Source organism: Neobacillus pocheonensis (assembly GCF_050477905.1).
Lineage (GTDB): Bacteria > Bacillota > Bacilli > Bacillales > Cytobacillaceae > Neobacillus > Neobacillus pocheonensis_A.
This window is the reverse complement of sequence record NZ_JBCNAD010000020.1, coordinates 401,386-418,295: the sequence shown is the minus strand read 5'-3', so window position 1 is coordinate 418,295 and position 16,910 is coordinate 401,386. Positions and strand designations below refer to the sequence as shown.

General features: G+C 39.0%; 16 protein-coding genes. 2 read left to right on the top strand and 14 right to left on the bottom strand.

Translation table 11 applies throughout. The annotated features are described in order from the left end of the window. Positions 1–22: 22 nt before the first annotated feature. The 9 genes from ABES02_RS12150 to ABES02_RS12110 form a co-directional block, all read right to left on the bottom strand. Positions 23–1,402: a protein O-GlcNAcase gene (locus tag ABES02_RS12150; protein WP_430134781.1), complete on the bottom strand. Its 1,380-nt coding sequence runs from the start codon at positions 1,400–1,402 to the stop codon at positions 23–25. Between the two features lie 16 nt (positions 1,403–1,418). Further along, positions 1,419–2,339, bottom strand: coding sequence for a class II fructose-bisphosphate aldolase (locus ABES02_RS12145; RefSeq protein ID WP_430134778.1), 921 nt, complete (start codon positions 2,337–2,339; stop codon positions 1,419–1,421). A 22-nt stretch (positions 2,340–2,361) separates the two neighbouring features. Beyond that, positions 2,362–2,946, bottom strand: a complete 585-nt coding sequence (locus tag ABES02_RS12140) for an SIS domain-containing protein (protein WP_430134776.1) — start codon at positions 2,944–2,946, stop codon at positions 2,362–2,364. 16 nt (positions 2,947–2,962) lie between these two features. Beyond that, positions 2,963–3,949: an ROK family protein gene (locus ABES02_RS12135; protein ID WP_430134774.1), complete on the bottom strand. Its 987-nt coding sequence runs from the start codon at positions 3,947–3,949 to the stop codon at positions 2,963–2,965. A gap of 6 nt (positions 3,950–3,955) precedes the next feature. Beyond that, positions 3,956–4,831 (bottom strand): carbohydrate ABC transporter permease, encoded by an 876-nt coding sequence (locus tag ABES02_RS12130; RefSeq protein WP_430134771.1) that lies wholly within the window; start codon positions 4,829–4,831, stop codon positions 3,956–3,958. Then, a complete protein-coding gene (locus tag ABES02_RS12125) occupies positions 4,828–5,766 on the bottom strand; it encodes a carbohydrate ABC transporter permease (protein WP_430134930.1) in 939 nt (312 codons plus the stop codon). The genes ABES02_RS12130 and ABES02_RS12125 overlap by 4 nt, the downstream gene beginning before the upstream one ends. Positions 5,767–5,886: 120 nt before the next feature. Beyond that, positions 5,887–7,230, bottom strand: coding sequence for an ABC transporter substrate-binding protein (locus tag ABES02_RS12120; RefSeq protein WP_430134768.1), 1,344 nt, complete (start codon positions 7,228–7,230; stop codon positions 5,887–5,889). A gap of 293 nt (positions 7,231–7,523) precedes the next feature. Continuing rightward, the gene (locus ABES02_RS12115; protein ID WP_430134765.1) at positions 7,524–8,108 is read right to left on the bottom strand and encodes a YesL family protein; all 585 of its coding nucleotides are present in this window, start codon (positions 8,106–8,108) and stop codon (positions 7,524–7,526) included. A 71-nt stretch (positions 8,109–8,179) separates the two neighbouring features. After that, a complete protein-coding gene (locus ABES02_RS12110; protein WP_430134762.1) occupies positions 8,180–9,007 on the bottom strand; it encodes a helix-turn-helix domain-containing protein in 828 nt (275 codons plus the stop codon). A 125-nt stretch (positions 9,008–9,132) separates the two neighbouring features. On the opposite strand from ABES02_RS12110, the gene ABES02_RS12105 reads away from it, so the two are divergent. Next, on the top strand, positions 9,133–10,221 hold the full coding sequence (locus ABES02_RS12105; RefSeq protein WP_430134759.1) for a Gfo/Idh/MocA family protein: 1,089 nt from the start codon (positions 9,133–9,135) through the stop codon (positions 10,219–10,221). Then, positions 10,218–11,018, top strand: a complete 801-nt coding sequence (locus ABES02_RS12100) for a sugar phosphate isomerase/epimerase family protein (protein ID WP_430134757.1) — start codon at positions 10,218–10,220, stop codon at positions 11,016–11,018. Before ABES02_RS12105 ends, ABES02_RS12100 begins: the two co-directional genes overlap by 4 nt. Positions 11,019–11,107: 89 nt before the next feature. Here ABES02_RS12100 and nagA read toward each other — a convergent pair whose 3' ends face one another. The 5 genes from nagA to ABES02_RS12075 all read right to left on the bottom strand — a co-directional run bounded on the left by nagA (position 11,108) and on the right by ABES02_RS12075 (position 16,903). Continuing rightward, the gene (nagA, locus tag ABES02_RS12095; RefSeq protein ID WP_430134754.1) at positions 11,108–12,262 is read right to left on the bottom strand and encodes an N-acetylglucosamine-6-phosphate deacetylase; all 1,155 of its coding nucleotides are present in this window, start codon (positions 12,260–12,262) and stop codon (positions 11,108–11,110) included. A gap of 133 nt (positions 12,263–12,395) precedes the next feature. After that, complete coding sequence (locus ABES02_RS12090) at positions 12,396–13,373, bottom strand: Gfo/Idh/MocA family protein (protein ID WP_430134751.1); 978 nt, start codon at positions 13,371–13,373, stop codon at positions 12,396–12,398. A 37-nt stretch (positions 13,374–13,410) separates the two neighbouring features. Beyond that, positions 13,411–14,229 carry a sugar phosphate isomerase/epimerase family protein gene (locus ABES02_RS12085; RefSeq protein WP_430134748.1) on the bottom strand — a complete coding sequence of 273 codons (819 nt, stop codon included), beginning with the start codon at positions 14,227–14,229 and terminating at the stop codon, positions 13,411–13,413. A 58-nt stretch (positions 14,230–14,287) separates the two neighbouring features. Continuing rightward, positions 14,288–15,367, bottom strand: a complete 1,080-nt coding sequence (locus ABES02_RS12080) for a GNAT family N-acetyltransferase (RefSeq protein ID WP_430134746.1) — start codon at positions 15,365–15,367, stop codon at positions 14,288–14,290. Positions 15,368–15,418: 51 nt separating this feature from the next. After that, positions 15,419–16,903 (bottom strand): FGGY-family carbohydrate kinase, encoded by a 1,485-nt coding sequence (locus ABES02_RS12075; RefSeq protein WP_430134744.1) that lies wholly within the window; start codon positions 16,901–16,903, stop codon positions 15,419–15,421. Positions 16,904–16,910 lie beyond the last annotated feature (7 nt).

Below are 16,910 nucleotides of genomic sequence, written 5' to 3'. Positions count from 1 at the left end.
TAATCAAATATAGATAACTTTACTACTCATTTTGGAAAACCAACGCTCCAAAATCCTTTGCAACCTTCACCCTTGTATACTCTATTAAAGGCAATAGTACCGATCCTGCAAAACGCTTTGGATGTTTTTCCACTTCTCCGATTGAATCCTTTAACCAGCAAAGCAAGCCATTTACTTCTTCTTTATTTTCTAATGCCTTTAAAACAGCAATAGCCCTTCTGCCAGCCCAGGCCCAGCTTTCCATCAATTCAATCCATGAAAGCAGGTTATTCCTCAACGCATAATTAGTCATCCTAAACTTTAAGTGATACCCTGCCTCATCTAGTAAATCTAAATAATTGTACAGTTTGTTCATTGCTTGGCTTGTTGATGCACTTTCACCAGAATGGAGTTCAAGTAAGACGTTGGAAGTAAGAGCTTCCAGCTTTTCCGCTTCTGCAAAACCGAGACAGCAATATAATGAATTTTCAGCAAAGGTTCTCAATGCATTATAGTTATCCTCACCACCAACCCTTTTTAATGCCTTTTCCCATGAAACCCAAGCATTATAGCCTTCAGGATTTTCAAAATAATCTGCGTATGTTATTAAGGAAATTTTTGATGCTTCTGCTTGGCTCATGGTATTCACAATAAATCCTTTACATTCAGATGGTAGGGAAGCATCACGCCCTGTAATTGGACCAATATGCATTTCCGAAGTCATCGCTAAATCATTAACGGGATAGTTATCCCAAATTATAGGTTTTCGATGGATAGCCTCTGCAAAATTAGCAGCATCTTGCTCAGATATTGTTTTTGAACAAATCTCAGGACCTGTATAACAAATATCGATACCAGAGAGTAACCCCTCACCAAGTTCATGAATATAGTCACTAAAAGGTGCTTTGCCATGGTAATCTGTAGGACAAATGGACAAAGTACACATTTTGTCTATTGATTTCAGCCAATTGTAAAGCCTGTTTGTTAAATGGACATGTGCTTCTCCATAGCTTTTAAAACGTTTCCGTTCCTCATCATGCAAAAATTCGGCTTTTATGTCATCCAGCATGATCATAAATGTTCTTACCCCAATATCATAGAACGCTTTCCATTTAGAAGTAATGTATTGGAAATCTTCTTCTGCTGCATAATTAATCGAAACGCCTGATCCGATGGAATAACAAAATTCCACTCCAAGTTTTTTGGAATGGCTGACTGTTTCTGCAAATTGTTCCATTATAAAGTCAGGATAAGGCTCCCGCCAGCGGGCACGATGCTGGCGGTCATTTTTCGGTCCATAAACATATAGGTTATATCCATATTCAGAGATAAATGAAATTAAATCATTTCGTTCAGGAGCTGTATAAAAAGCACCATAAAATCCTTCTACTACTCCTCTTATAGGAAATGGGGAATTATTCATGGGAAAGCCTCTCCTTTTATAGAACGAATTTTCCTGATTGATTGCCACTGCTTAGGTAATCTTGAATCTTTTCAATCACAGTAGTTTCAACGGCTTTTCGCCCAATTTCTAACTGTTCTGGTGTTAAGGCTTTGCACTCCGTATTTGTCAGTCTTTCCTCTCGAGAAATAGCTTTTAGAAATGCATTTTCTAAATCCGTTGCAATATTTACTTTACTGATTCCGCCCTTAGGAAGTTTTATTGCATCTTTCATCATCTCAGATGGAACTCCGGATCCTCCATGAAGAACTAAATGAACTGGAGTAAGGTCGCGAATGGCTATTAAACGTGCAAGGTCCACTTTTGGCTGTCTCACATTATAGACTCCATGTGCAGTACCAACTGAAACAGCCAAGGCATCACATTTAGTCTCGTTCACAAACTTTAATGCTTCCTCAGGATCTGTATAAAGTTCTTCATCTTTATCTGTCTCTACAAAATCGGTAGTTCCAATCTTCCCTAATTCCGCTTCCACTGATACGCCTTTCGCATGAGCATAATCTACAGCTTTTCTAGAAATGGAGATATTCTCCTCAAGGTCTTTTTCTGAGGCATCTATCATAACAGAGGTAAATCCTGCTTCAATCGCATCTTTAATAACTGAAAATTGTTTTGTGTGATCAAGGTGCAGGACAACAGGTACCGTGATTTTTTCTTCGGTTAAGGCCGTGTAAAATTCCTCTGCAAATTCAAATGGTGTAATACCATAACGTTCAAGTTCTTTTTGTGATATTTGAACGATCAATGGGGATTGTGTTTTTTGCCCTGCACGTAGAATAGGTCGTATCATTGGAGTATAGCGTGGTGAAAAGGATCCAATCGCATAGCCGTTTTGTTCAGCATTTACTAAGGCACCTTTTAATGTTAGTACATTTTTTAGCTTCATTTGCTTTGTCATAACTCTATAACTCCCTTTTAGATTAAAGTGTCTCTATTGTTTTATTTTGATTTGTAATTTTAATATATTGTGAGATAACATGGTTCACATACATATGTGCGTCTTCTACAACACCATAATTGTTAGAAGGAATAACAAGAGAGATATCTGAAAAATCTTTCATCCTGCACTCTCGATTCCCAATTAATGATATAACTATTGCTCCCTGATCTTGGGCATACTGAAAAGCTCGAACAATATTTTCAGAATGGCCTGAGACAGATAATCCAATTACTACATCACCTGGATTTAAGAGATTTCTAAGCTGTTCAACATAGATATCTGCATATTCAGCATCGTTCCCATATGCAGTTATTAATGGAGTATTATCAGTCAAAGCAATCAACCGAAAGCGGATACTTTCCCCTACATTAACACCTTTTGCAAAATCACAAGCCCAATGTGAAGCGCTAGAGGCACTGCCTCCATTTCCAATAAGGAAAATTTGCCTTCTATTTTTCCGTGCCTCTTCCATCGTTTCGTAGATTTTGTGAATCACATTTACGTCCAAAGAATCAATTGTCTCCAAAAATTCTTTTTTGTAGTTACTAAAATAAGATTGAAACATCATCCGATCCCCCATTTTAATTTGATTGAATAGAATCTTCATTCAAGTAAACCAAGCTTGCAGCTCCAACTAATCCCGCTTCATAGCCCAGTCCTGTAGTAAAAATAGGGATCGTATGATTTTTCTCACTTATAACTGATGTTTCAAGTACTTCTCTTATTGATGGTTCAAGTAAGTCAAATGACTGGCTGACACCCCCGCCAATAATAATTGCCCCTGGATTTAGTAGAATAATAGCATAAGAAAGTGCTCTGCCAAGATGAGTTCCTGCATTTCTATAAATTTCTTTTGCTGATTTAATCCCTTCATATGCTGCTCTTGCCACAGTTTCTGCAGAAATGAATAACTTTCTTTTATTTAGATAGTGGGCAAGTTCTGCACCTATATTACTTTCGATTTGAATTTTTGCTTGATTTGCAATTGCGGTTCCAGAACTATAAGCCTCTAAGCATCCCCTATTTCCGCAGGAACACTGATTGCCATTTTCCCACTCAACAACAAAGTGTCCAATCTCCCCTGCAATAAAGGTATTCCCTTCTACCAATTGACGGTTTACTATTACTCCGCCTCCGATGCCTGTGCTAATCGTAATCCAGAGGAAATCCCTAATATTTTTCCCTTTACCGAACAAAAGCTCCCCAAGGGCACAGGCATTTACATCATTAGCGATTAATACAGGTTTCCCAGACCAATACGGTTGGATTATCTCCCGTACCTTAACATTCTTCCAACCAGCATATGGAGCAAAGGTTAAAATACCATTTCTTGAATCTGCTAACCCCGGGACATTGACACCCATTCCTAACACAAAATTTTCGCTGATTTTATTTTGTTCTAAAAGGATTTGGGAAACGTTTATGCATTTCATTAAATGTTCTTCTGGCTTGCTGCTAATGTTTGTAGGAAATTGTTTTTTGGCAATTATTTTCCCTTGAGAATCCACTAAGCCAATGAGGGTTTTTGTACCGCCTATATCCATTCCTATAACGACAGGGTGATCCATATAGTATTAACCCTTTGATCCAGATGATAAATTCATTCCTTCAATAAAATATCTCTGGAAAATGAAAAATAAAGTAATAACCGGAAGTAAAACGAGTATAGAACCTGCCATTAAATAGTTCCATTGTGTCTCAAGCTGCCCTTTAAATACTTGGAGTCCCAATTGTAATGTATAAAGTGAGTCATTGTTTATGTAGAGCAAAGGACCTAAGAAATCATTCCATGCGCCATTAAACGAGAAAATGGTTACTGTAGCAATCGCCGGTTTGGCAAGTGGAATCATAATCCTTGACCAAATATAAAAATGGCTGGCACCATCAATTTTTGCTGCCTCGATTAATTCATTCGGTATCCCTAAGAAAAATTGACGGAGTAGAAAGATATTAAAGGCACTTCCAAAAAACGAAGGGACAATTAATGGCAGATAAGTGTTTAACCAGCCAATTTTGGAATACATAACATAATGCGGAATCATGGTAACGAAACCAGGGATCATCATAGTTGCCAGCACCGCGGCAAATAAAACGTTCCGGCCTTTAAAGCGAATTTTCGCAAATCCATAGGCAATAAAAGAGTTGGATACTACATTCCCAATTACAACACTAAGTGAGATAATCAGAGTATTTAATAAATAGTGTGTAAATGGAGCAGCTTTCCATGTTTCTATATAATTTTCAAAATGCCATTCTTTTGGGATAAAGGTTGGAGGAAATTGCATGATCTCTCCCATACTTTTGACCGAAGTGGCAAACATCCACCACACAGGAGATAATATTAAAAGACTTCCCATTATGAGAATAATGGTAATAATGGTTTTTGAGATCTTTTTTCGAACTTTTACACTTTCGAAGTATGATGTTTTCTTATGTGAAACTAAACTCATTTCGGCTCATCCCCTTCATAGTGCACCCATCGCGGAGCTAATTTTAAATTAATAACAGTGAAGATTAAAACAATGAAAAATAGAATCCACGACATGGCCATGGCATATCCCATATCAAAAAATTTAAATGCTTTCTCAAACATGTGTAAATTATAGAAAACAAGGGAGTTAGCTGGGCCGCCAAGTGCAGAAGATCCACTACTGCTTCCACTCGTCATAACGTAAGCTTCCTGGAAAACTTGGAAACCTCCAATTAATCCTGTGACTAATTCGAAGAAAATAATAGGCGAGATCATTGGTAAGGTAATATGTCTAAAACGTTGAAAAACATTTGCTCCATCTATTTCTGCAGCTTCATATAGTGAGTTGGAAACTCCCTGTAAACTCGCCAAGAACAAAAGCATGCCGCCGCCAAGACTCCAAAGCTTCATAAAGATTAATGCAGGTTTCGTCCAATTTGGGTCTAATAACCAGGCGGGACCCGATATTCCTACCCAAGATAAAACAGTATTGACTAGACCTGAATCTGGATTTAATAATTGCATCCACAGCAAGTAAACACCGACACCAGATAATACGGCTGGAAGATAAAAGATTGTGCGGAAAAGCCTCATTCCTGGTACCCCTTGGTTCAATAATAGTGCCAATAACACGGCGCCAGCGGTTGATAAAGGTACGGAGATGGCAACATAATAAAGTGTATTCCCCAATGAAACCCAGAAAAGGTCATCTTGGGTAAACATGCGGATATAGTTTTTAAATCCAATAAAGTCCATTCTTGAGGTAATATCGTAATTCGTAAAGCTGGCATATAGCGAAAACAACATTGGCCCCGCAGTCAAGAGGAGAAACCCTATTAGCCATGGTGAGATGAAAATATACCCGTTCAGCCCTTCCCTTTGCTCAAGTGTCATTTTTTTGGAAAACTTCTTCATTTTTGGTTTCGTACTAACTTCTGTCGAAATCTCAGTTTGCATATTCTTCTGTCCTCCTCTTTGTACCGTTATGAAATCAGGGAGCGAATATGAATTCCACTCCCTGTTTAATCAAATGAATTATTTTGAACTCTTCACTAAATTTTCTACTGCTTTTTGAGCATCATTCAAAGCCTGTTTAGATGACTTACTTCCTAACAACGCTTTATCCAACTCAGGATTGATTAGGTTAATCATATCAGGGGCTTGAAGTGGGATTGGTGTCAGAATTGTTTGTTTAAGATTCTCTACTGCTGCATTATAAACACGCTTGTCGTTTTCGGACATTTCACTACTTTGGCCTGCATTTTTTGCCGCTTCAATATTTGCAACATTATCAAAGTTTTTAACAGCCCAGTATTCTTGTGCTTTTGCACCTGTTAAATACTTGATAAATTCATAAGAAGCTTCCGCATGTTTTGCACCTTTTGGTATTTCTGCTACAAATCCGCCACCCCAAGAAGTATTACCATTTCCTGATTTGAATTCAGGAAGTGGAGCAACACCAAAATTCATTCCTTTTCCGTAATCACGGAGTTTCGTGTAGCTAGTTGCCGATTGAATAATCATTCCAAGTTTTCCTGAAACAAATGGATCTGCTTGGTTATCACCAAATTGGGCCTTAAACGTATTGATGACTTTATCCCCATATTGCTGTTCATAATCACGAACCCATTGAAGTGCTTCGATAGCTTTAGGATCGTTCACAACCGGTTTATTTTGCTTATAATCCCAATATCCACCTCCAGTAGCATTAAACATCCAAATATCTGAATTGATGCTTTGTCTTGGCATGAATCCCATTCGTGTATAACGGCTTCCATTTTTCTGGTCGATTTTTTGAGCAAACTCTTTTAGTTCATCCCATGTTTTTGGAGGCTGTTCTGGATCTAAACCTGCTTGTTTAAATATATCTTTGTTCCAGAAAAGTAAACGGGTATCTGTATTGAAAGGAAGTGCATATGGGACTCCATCTTTCTGAACCGCTTTCCATAGTTCCGGAAAGTATTGCTTTTTCAATTCTGGATCTTTCTTAATGAATTCTTCTAAACTTTGAACTTGGTTTTTATCTGCACGTTGTTGAACGGTGTTGATGTCATTGATAATTACATCCGGCGGATTACCGGCCGCCACTGATGCCAGCTCTTTAGTCCAAATATCCCCAAATGGAAGAAATGTATATTTTACGTGGATTTTGTTTTGAGATTTATTGAAGTCATCAACAATTTTTTCGATAATAGGTTTACGAATTTCAGATCCCCAAAATGACCAAAAATCTAGTTCAACCACTTCATCTTTTGAGCCACCACTTTTAGTAGATTCCTTGGTTGTTGCTTTGTCAGACCCTGAGCATCCGGCTAAAAAGGTTGCTAGTCCCATTACTAGAACTAAAAGTAATGCGAAAGATTTTCTTAAACCATTCATACGTTTTCCCCCTTATAATTTAAAATCGTTTAAGTCAGACACAATCTCACTTTTAACTTGATAAATTCACAAATTTAAAATCTACCAAAATGTTGAATGACGTGGATTTAATTGGAATAATGACGTTTTGTTATTTTGGTAACGTTCCTATTTTGTGATTTTAACTATTTATGTGGGATTTTGTTGACTTTCCTAAATTATCTATGGTTGCGCTTTCAAAGTCAATAATATTTTGAAAATTTTTTTAATAAAAAATAGATCGGGGTAAAATCCCGATCTTTAGTAATAAAAGACTATTCCTTGTTTTGCCCTGAAAGTACTCCTTTCGTACAAAGCAATGCACACAAACTCCCAAAAAACAGAATTCCAATACCGGTAGAAAACAATAATACAGATAAAACCCCCAGAATTCCACAGGTAGTCATAATTATGTTGACTGGTTTTTTCATTGCTAAAATAAAGGCAAGCGGCAGCGATTTAAACCACGGAGTCTCGTATTCTACAAATACCGGGATACTATAAAGGGCAATCGGAATGAATAAAATTGCTAGAATTAGAATAGCATAGCGTAGAATTAGCATGATACCTTCTGATTGTTCCTTTAGAACCATCAAATCTACATAAATAAACGCACTAAGTAGGACTAAAGCTACCCCAAGCGGAAAACTCTTTATCAAATATGTTTTAAATTCTTTTATAAAGACCGGTAAAATATCAATATCTTCATCCTCCTTGACCAGCTTATTCATTACTGAATACATGGCAAAGGTTGAAGGAATAATGGTAATGAGAGGAACTGAAAATAGTAACCATAATAAATTAATCCATGAAAGCCGCCAAATCCAGTTCATTATAACAACGATTAGCCTTTTGCCCACGAAAATCCTCCTCTGGAATGACTATAATAGTCGCTCTTTTTTATGATTATATTACTTTTAAATAGAGAAACTTAATCCCTCTTTCGATACTCCCGAGGAGATTGACCAGTATACCTTTTGAATTGCTTGTTGAAGGAACTTAAAGACTGAAATCCGCTTGCATATGCAAGTTCAAGCACACTTTCTTTCGTAGAACGAAGTAAATCCATTGCGCATTGTACGCGAAGTCGATTGAGAAACTCATTTGGTGAAAGTCCTGTTAACATACGGAAATCTTTAAAAAACATGGTTCGTCCCATTCCTGTTTGCCGGGAAAGTGTTTCAACATCAATTGGCTTTTGATAGTGATCAAGTAAATATCCTACTACTTCAGCTATTTCAGTGGGTGGTAACTTTAAATTATCAATAGATTGCGATTTTTTAGCATACTGATTTACCTGTAACAAAATATCGATTAAATGCATGTACTGACGTGTCACCCATTTATCTGCTCCCTGTTCTTGTGCTTTCATTGCTGATTCTGCCGCCTGCTTTATTGTTTGTGCATAAATCGTTCCAGCCGGAATCAAAGGCTGTAGACCTTGTGCAGTATAAAAAGGTTGAAGCAGCTGATTTCCATCTGGAATTTTCTTTACAGCAGACGGTGTAAACAAAACAAGAATGCATTCGAATGGCCTTTCAGTCTGAGCAAAACTCCAATGAGGCTCGAAAGGTCGGCAAATAAATACATCCCCTGGCTGACCGAGGTAAGTCTGATCGTTGAATCTATATTCAAGTTCATTTTTAAGGACAATTCCAATTTCTAAACAGTCATGAACATGCAAGTCATGCTCCTCATTTGACCCCCAGACGCGGCAAAACGCGAAAGAACGCGGCAAATGTAAATGTTCAACATACATTTTTCACACCACCTGCACTAGTTTCGACTTTGTACAAAATGATAAGTTTCTCTCCCATTTTGAGGAGAACTTAATTTTTTAGCTATGGTATTGTAGAACCATAAATTAGTCCTGAGGTGAAAGATATGAGACTTTATATAATAGGCGCTGGTGTAATTGGACGTACACATGCAGAAGCGGCAAATAAACTTTCCGAACCGATTCAATTGCGTGTCGCTGATACAAACCCAAATGCCCTAACTATGTTTTGTGAGAAATTCCCTGAGGCCACAAGTTTTTCTTCGGTGGAAGAAATGCTCAGTTCCGAGGCAGCACAACATGATGATATCGTAATCGTAAGTACGCCTCCTATGGCGCATCTTGATCCAACAAAGCTCGCACTCGAGTCGGGACGTCATGTCCTTTGTGAAAAACCTCTTGCGATGAGCGTCACACAAGCCAAAGAGATGGTCCAAATCGCTGAAAAACATAATAGATCGATAGGATGTTGCAGCGTACGTTTTAAAGGTATGCCTCATATGGAAACAGTAAAAAACGTAATCCGCTCTGGATGTCTCGGAGACATCTACCATGTTACGTTCGTAAACAAATGGGAGCGAAGCCGGTCAGGAATTGAATATCAACCTACAAGTCGCTGGTTTTTAGATTCCAAACAAAGCGGCGGTGGTGTTCTAATGGATTGGGGACCGTACGACTTTGCAACACTGAACGACATACTTAGTCCAGACAAAATTGAAATCAATGCCGCTTGGATTGCTAAACCGATTACGGAAATAGATCCAAGCGATATACCATTTGACGTTGAAACACATGTTAGCGCATTTATGACATACAACAAGGATAACCATCCAATCCAAGTCCATTACGAGCGTGCTTCATGTGCACATGGTGAAGGATATGTAAAGGCGGAAATCGAAGGAACACTTGGCTCACTCAGATGGACTCCATTTGATTCAAAACAGCCAGTCTTCCGTCGTTACGACCACCAAGGTCAAATAGTTGAAGAACAAGTAGAAACTGGACCTAGGAGTGAGTACACCATTTTTGATAACCCTCTTCTTCACTTTTATCGAAAAGTGAAAGGACTTGAATCACACGCGAACGTTAATCAACAAGCGCTGAATAATTTCCAATGCATATCATCGTTATATTCTGTTGCGGAAACGGGCCAAAAACAAACAATCGACATGGCGCAGAAAGGAGTAACAATTTGAACATACTAGGATTCTCATCTAATATGTATGGCTGGACTGAACGCTGGAAAATGGACGGTAAAAAAATCGAGTGGAACGAGATTTTCCAGGCTTGTGCCGAAGCGGGCCTCGATGCTGTTGAAATCGATGCCGATCCAGAAAAACTTAAACTTGCACGATCCTACGGATTGGAGGTCTCAGCCTCCTATATCGGCCTCCCTTTACATGAGCCATTCAACAATCTTGATGTGGAGCGAAATGTGCTGCCATTTGCCGAACGCTTAGCAGCAGCGAATGGCACAGATTTGCTTTTAAATGCTGATCCTATTAGTTGGAAAACTCCGATAGCCAAATCGGAAGATCATTTTAAGCAACAGGGAGAAAACTTGTCCCGTATTTCTGAACTTGTTGCCCCAATGGGATTAAAGGTTTGCTTGCACAATCATGCAGCTGATAACCATAATGCAACGGGAGACCTCCGCTCGGTCGTCCAATATGCAGATCCACGTGTAGGACTATGTGTCGATACCAGTTGGGCCTATGTATCTGGCTGCAATCCAATTGAGTGGGTAAATGCCTACCCTGATCGGATATATGCTTTTCACCTACGCAACCAAAATGGGAACGTTCCAACTGAAGACTTACTTGAAGGAGATATCAACTTCGCCTCCTTGATAGATTCAGCTGCATCAGCTCAGTATAGGGGCTGGCTGGCACTCGAACTCTGGCATCCCCAAAATACTAAACCAAAAAGATCAATGACAGAAGATGTTCAACTTTCAATAAATTATTTAAGAGGTTTTCTTCGTCAATCATAAAAAAGCATTTAAAGGTTTAATTTTTAACAACAATGAGGCGGGAGCCGAAACTAAATGGATTCACGCCTCATTGTTGTATTTAAAGGATTTTAGGCACGACGATATATTATTTTCCCATTTACCATTGTCCATAAAACTTCGAAGCGGTCGTTCATTAAAACTAAGTCAGCATCCGCACCAGGTTCAATCCGCCCTTTATGCTCTAAGCCCAAAACGTTCGCCGGTGTCAATGTCGCCATCCTAACGGCATCCCTCAATGGTATTCCTGTCTGAATGGTTTTCTCCAAAGCTTCATTCATTGTCACCGTACTTGATGCAAGTGTTCCATCACCCAATTTAGCGACCCCGTCAATCACTCTAACCTCATGTCCTCCGAATAAGTAGGTTCCGTCACCCAAACCCATAGCCTGAAGGGCATCAGTAATCAGAACCATTTTTTCTGGTCCCTTCTCCCGATATAACAGCCTTACTATAGCTGGATGAAGATGTACATCATCCACAATCGCTTGTACACTAACGCTGCTTTCTTCAAATGCAGCTAAGACTAATCCAGGATCCCGGTGGTGTATGGGCCTCATCCCATTAAAACAATGGGTAACATGGGTTGCACCATTCGCAAATGCTTGCTTCGCTTCTTCATAGGTTGCGTCAGAATGGGCAATGGCAGCAATGATTCCTTTGTCCCTTAAGAAACGTATCATTTCAAGGCCGCCCGGGAGCTCCGGTGCCAATGTTACCATTCGAAGCAGCGAGCCTGATTTGTTTATGAGCTTTTTCATTTCCTCCAAATCAGGGTGCCGCAAATAGCACTCATTTTGCATTCCTTTACGTTTTACATTTAAATACGGTCCCTCTATATGAAGTCCTAAAATTCGAGCTCCTGGTTCCTTGCCTGAAAGCTCTTTTACGTTAGCAATCATTTTAAGTAGGTCCTCTAATGAAGAGGATACTGAAGTGGCCAAGAAGGATGTGCAGCCTGTTCGAACGCATGCTTTGGATACGGCCTCTATACTCTCGATGGTACCGTCCATCATGTCAAAGCCATCTGCACCATGAATATGCACATCAATCATTCCTGGAATAAGCAAATGTCCGTTTCCATCGATTTCACAATCTGCAGCAAAAACAGATAGGTCATCACCGCTTTGAACTGATACTAATTTTCCATGCCGAATAAGTACGCACCCAAGGCTCGGTTCATCATTACCTATCAAACGAACATTACGAATTAAAATAGTATCCATAATTTTGAAAGCCCCTTATTTTGGTTTAGCCTAATGAATGTTCATATTTTAAACGGGTTGAAAGAAAAGTCTCCCCTCCTATTAATCATAAAAAAATTAAGAAAACCGCAGGGGAGACCCATTATTGATTGTACTAAATTTTTACTTTTGTACCTGTTTCAAGAGCCTCAACCACTTTTAATGCAACTGAAAGTGATTGAATGCTATCTTTATAGGTTGAAAGGACGAGTTCTTGATTATTTTCAGCAATCGCCATTGCGAATGCCTCTAATTCAAGACGGTACAATGCATCATCTTTTGATTCAAAAAAGATTTCTTGTTCCTCAACTTTACCGCTGACAATTCCTTTTGCAAGGTCAAGGGTTAAGTGCAGTTCATCTGAAATAAGCTCTATTTGGGTAAAAACACCTGGATATGACCAGGTATGTGTATGCGATTGCAAAATACCATTGGTATATTTCATGGTGACACTAAAGCTGTCTTCAATCGTAAAATCTTCCGCTTTAGGTACTACAAGATTATCTTGGTACCCCGTTACTTGGTCTACTTCTCCAAGCAAATACCGCGATACATCAAAGATATGAATGGCTTGGTCAAATGCCGGTCCTCCCGAACGTTCTTTATCAAAAAACCAGCGAGGCCAATTTGGTCTTAGCGCAAGTCCATCAAGCATAGCGCTTCGTACTAGCGCCACACTTCTGCCGGCAATCAATTCTCTTGTTTTCTCTACTGCACCGCTATATCGGTACATAAAACCAACACTATTAATAACACCTGTACGGTCTAAAATTTCATCGACTTTTTTTGCCATTTCGAGATTTTTTGCAGGTGGTTTCTCAATAAAGCAATGAATTCCGCGCTCTGCTGCCTCACGAACCAGAAACTCACGGACTTCTGGCGGGGTACAAATGACGATTCCATCTGGTTTTGTTTCCTCGAGCATTTCCACATAGTTGTTAAAGCCTTTTACTTCAAATTTATTTACCGCCTTCTTTAACATCTCTTCATTTAAATCACAAATACCTACCACTTCAATACCTTTTATGTCTTTCATGGTATTTAAATGACCTTGTCCCTGCCAACCAGAACCAACCACAGCTAAACGTACCATTTTAGATCCTCTCCTAATTAGAAATTAATGCTTAGTGTTATTTCTTAATAGATTTGTCTGCAATAGGATTCTTTTCAAGCATTTCACTTATCCATTTAAGAGCAATTGCGCACTCATTCGTAGGATCATGGTCTCCGGACTCTTGCTCAATCGAAGCCGTTTTATTGTAGTTCATCTCTTTCAATGCTTGCACACATTCTTCAATATTGGCAATCCCTGAACCTAGGGATACTGGATGATGTTCCCCAACTTCTTTAACATCCTTTAAATGGACATTAAAAAGAGAATCTTTTAACTGCCATAGTGCTTCAGGTGCATTAAATCCTTGTGTACCAAACCAGCCAGTATCGACTGCTGCCCCAAGCAGATCTCCATAATCTCCAATAACAGCCTTTATCTCATCAGGGTGTTTTTCAGGATGATTTTCAACTGCGACCTTTAAGCTGTACTCATTACATAATGAATAAATGATTGGAGCTGACTCTTTCGTAATTCCACTGGTGATCATATTAATACCCAGCATTTTTGCTGTTTCAAAACAAAGGCGTGTCCATCTAGGATATCTAACCGGATCACCAAGCGAACAAGAATACGAATAAACACTTAATCCATGGCGCTGCAAAATGGACTTTAATTCATCTGCTAAATAGGGAGTCATAAACTTTGGAAACGCATGCCCCATCCAAAGTTCGATATGTTGGAATCCTGCCCCTTTAATATCACTGCAAATTCGCTCAAATTCAGTCAGACTAAAATTTTCTATAACTTTTCGTTCGGCAGATCCCCAATCATCCATACTAGTTTGATAGTTAGTGGACCGGGCAAAGTAATTTGCTGTTTGAAAACCTAGTAACATACAAACCCCACTTTCTTCTATAATATAGTGTTTAAATTGATTGACTGACTTCTAATCGCTAAACATAGTTTAAGCCTTCAGGAAATGGGAGTGGAATTGGAAAAATATCATTTAAACAACCGTCTAAATTGGAATCTCCCGAAAGAATTAATCTTTCAAAAGCATCGTTGTCAACGATCATCGACTTTTGATTGAATAGTACTTTTTTATGTTTCTCATCAACATTAATGATTTCTATTTTTCCGCTTAAATAAGGTTTTAATTGCTCTAAAAACAAATCCAAGTTAGTAATTTTTATGGTCCCTGGAAATGTTGCTACAGTCTTTTCAAAAGAATGAAGGAGTCTATTAAGTTCCCATTCATACGTAGGAATTGACATCCTGATTGAAGAGAACCCATACTGGAACGATTCGGCCAGAATTGCTTGAATAGCTTGCGGGTCTCCTCCCCATTCAATGACCCGGGATGTTGATTCACCTGCTGAGGAATCAGAGACTCCCAAAACAACAAAACCTTTCATTTCATTTTCCGCTTCAGCTACAAGAATTCTGTGTTTCATTTTAAGAATGCTTGCATAACTTTTTGCTTGATTTAAAACTGCAAACTCAAATATGCTCTGCTCACAATAGACCTTACGAGCTTGAATTAATTTTCGTAAATAAAACCAATCATAAGGGAGCAATTCTCTAACTGAGTAGCCTTCGGATATTTGCAAGTCATGCTTATGGATATCGTATTTATTTAATTTCCCATAGAACAAACAGCCTGCTTTTATGTACAAAGGCAGACTTCCAGATATAAACAAAATGGCAGCATTCGCCCTCTTAACATGGTCAAAAACTATATTTAAAAGAATGCTAGCATAGCCTTTCTTTCGGTGATCGGGATGTGTACAAACAGATCCGATTGAGTATGCCTGAATTTCCGCAGACCCTAAGTGGATTACGGAAGGCACTAAACCGATAAAGGAAATTAATTTACCATTTATAAAAGCTCCGTATGATTGCTTTAGTGCAGGCGAGAATACTTGGGGGAATGCTTCACCCATCGAAGTATTCTCATCATCTCGAAAGGTTTGGTCAGCTAAAGCAACGGCTTGATCAAACTCGTCATCTTTTAGCAATCGAAATTCTACCATTTGGCTCTCCTATCCCTATTGCTGGATTTCTTTTATATGTTCATTATCATATCATTGAATTTTTCCAATTATCTGATTAATCGATTTAAACTGACTTTCGTAGATTGTCCGATAACTTTTATAGATTTTTTTATTTGGTTGGACCACTTTTTCTGACTTCCAAAATGTATTAGCCACAGCATCATCTAAAGAGGAGAATACCCCTTCCCCAGTAGCAGCGATTAATGCTGCTCCACTAAGTGCAGCTTCGGTTATATCCGGAAGGATAAGTTCAATCCCAGAAATGTTTGCTTTAATCTTCATCCAAATAGGATTACGAACGCCACCGCCAATTACACTCATTTTGTTCAATTTAATTCCTGTCGCTTTTTCTGCTTCCTCTCGGATCATTTCCATCTGATAGGAATTTCCTTCGAGCACTGCTTTTAGCAGATCAGCTTTACCATGACTTTTCTTTAGTCCAAGAAAAGCAGCCTTTGCATGCGGATTGGAGTACGGTGCTCCACTGCCAGTAAGATACGGGTAAAAAATAATTCCACTAGGGTCCTCCCCTGCCATTTCTAAAAATTCAAGGATTTCAGCATAGGTTAGCTGGTCATCTCCGAGAATATCGCGCATCCATTCCACTGAACCGCCAGATGAGGAATGCCCTCCCATCCAAAAATACAAATTATCGTGGGGATGCAGGCCAAAAGATAATCCAGAATCGTAATCGGTCTTTGTAAGCTCACGCTTAGTAAAAGTCCCTACTAATGTCTCTGCAGTGCCCATCGAATTATAAACACTTCCAGGTGAAACAATCCCAGCTGCTAACGAAGAACTCACGTGATCGTGTCCAGCTATATAAACATTTGTCTTTGAATTTAATCCAAGCCCAGATAATTCTTGCTTTACTTCCCCTGTTGGCTTCAAGCAATGAGCCACATCTGGAAATAGATCGGTGCGAAACCCAAAATGATGAATGAGTGCCTCATCCCATTCATTCTGATTAATTTGATAGGCAAATGTACGGGCGGCCAGGGTTTGTTCCTCAGCGATTTTACCTGTCAAACAATAAGCAATATAGGAAGAAACAGATAACCAGACAACTTGATCATGAAAGACTGAAGGGTCCAGATCACGGAGCCAGAGTAATTTCGGTAATCCATATTTGTATGACAAATGAAGGCCAGTATGGATAAATTGTTCAAAAGGATCAATTTCTTGGCAAATAAATTCTGCCTGTTTTATGGAGGAAGACTCAAACCATGGAATAATTTCTGTTACTGGCATCCCTGTATACCGGTTAAGCAGCAGTCCGCTTTCAGCCATGCTTGTAATACTTACAGCCCTTACTCCTTTAGAGACGGATCGTTCGTTTACCTCTTTTATTAGTTGTGCCACATTGTCCCAAAGGCTCCCAGTATGAATATACGTAAAGCCTTTGCTATGGGTCGCATATTGGGTTTGCCTGCTGGAGATGGTGATACATGTCCCATCTTCTTCAAATAAGCCTGCTTTAAGGTTTGTGGTCCCTATATCGATCGCTATTATCATCTTTGTA

Coding starts and splice junctions, on each gene's coding strand:
- ABES02_RS12140 (WP_430134776.1), bottom strand. CDS start 2,946: ATGTTTCAATCTTATTTTAGTAACTACAAAAAAGAATTTTTGGAGACA.
- ABES02_RS12110 (WP_430134762.1), bottom strand. CDS start 9,007: ATGTATGTTGAACATTTACATTTGCCGCGTTCTTTCGCGTTTTGCCGC.
- ABES02_RS12135 (WP_430134774.1), bottom strand. CDS start 3,949: ATGGATCACCCTGTCGTTATAGGAATGGATATAGGCGGTACAAAAACC.
- ABES02_RS12130 (WP_430134771.1), bottom strand. CDS start 4,831: ATGAGTTTAGTTTCACATAAGAAAACATCATACTTCGAAAGTGTAAAA.
- ABES02_RS12105 (WP_430134759.1), top strand. CDS start 9,133: ATGAGACTTTATATAATAGGCGCTGGTGTAATTGGACGTACACATGCA.
- ABES02_RS12080 (WP_430134746.1), bottom strand. CDS start 15,367: ATGGTAGAATTTCGATTGCTAAAAGATGACGAGTTTGATCAAGCCGTT.
- nagA (WP_430134754.1), bottom strand. CDS start 12,262: ATGGATACTATTTTAATTCGTAATGTTCGTTTGATAGGTAATGATGAA.
- ABES02_RS12090 (WP_430134751.1), bottom strand. CDS start 13,373: ATGGTACGTTTAGCTGTGGTTGGTTCTGGTTGGCAGGGACAAGGTCAT.
- ABES02_RS12085 (WP_430134748.1), bottom strand. CDS start 14,229: ATGTTACTAGGTTTTCAAACAGCAAATTACTTTGCCCGGTCCACTAAC.
- ABES02_RS12145 (WP_430134778.1), bottom strand. CDS start 2,339: ATGACAAAGCAAATGAAGCTAAAAAATGTACTAACATTAAAAGGTGCC.
- ABES02_RS12075 (WP_430134744.1), bottom strand. CDS start 16,903: ATGATAATAGCGATCGATATAGGGACCACAAACCTTAAAGCAGGCTTA.
- ABES02_RS12120 (WP_430134768.1), bottom strand. CDS start 7,230: ATGAATGGTTTAAGAAAATCTTTCGCATTACTTTTAGTTCTAGTAATG.
- ABES02_RS12150 (WP_430134781.1), bottom strand. CDS start 1,402: ATGAATAATTCCCCATTTCCTATAAGAGGAGTAGTAGAAGGATTTTAT.
- ABES02_RS12125 (WP_430134930.1), bottom strand. CDS start 5,766: ATGAAGAAGTTTTCCAAAAAAATGACACTTGAGCAAAGGGAAGGGCTG.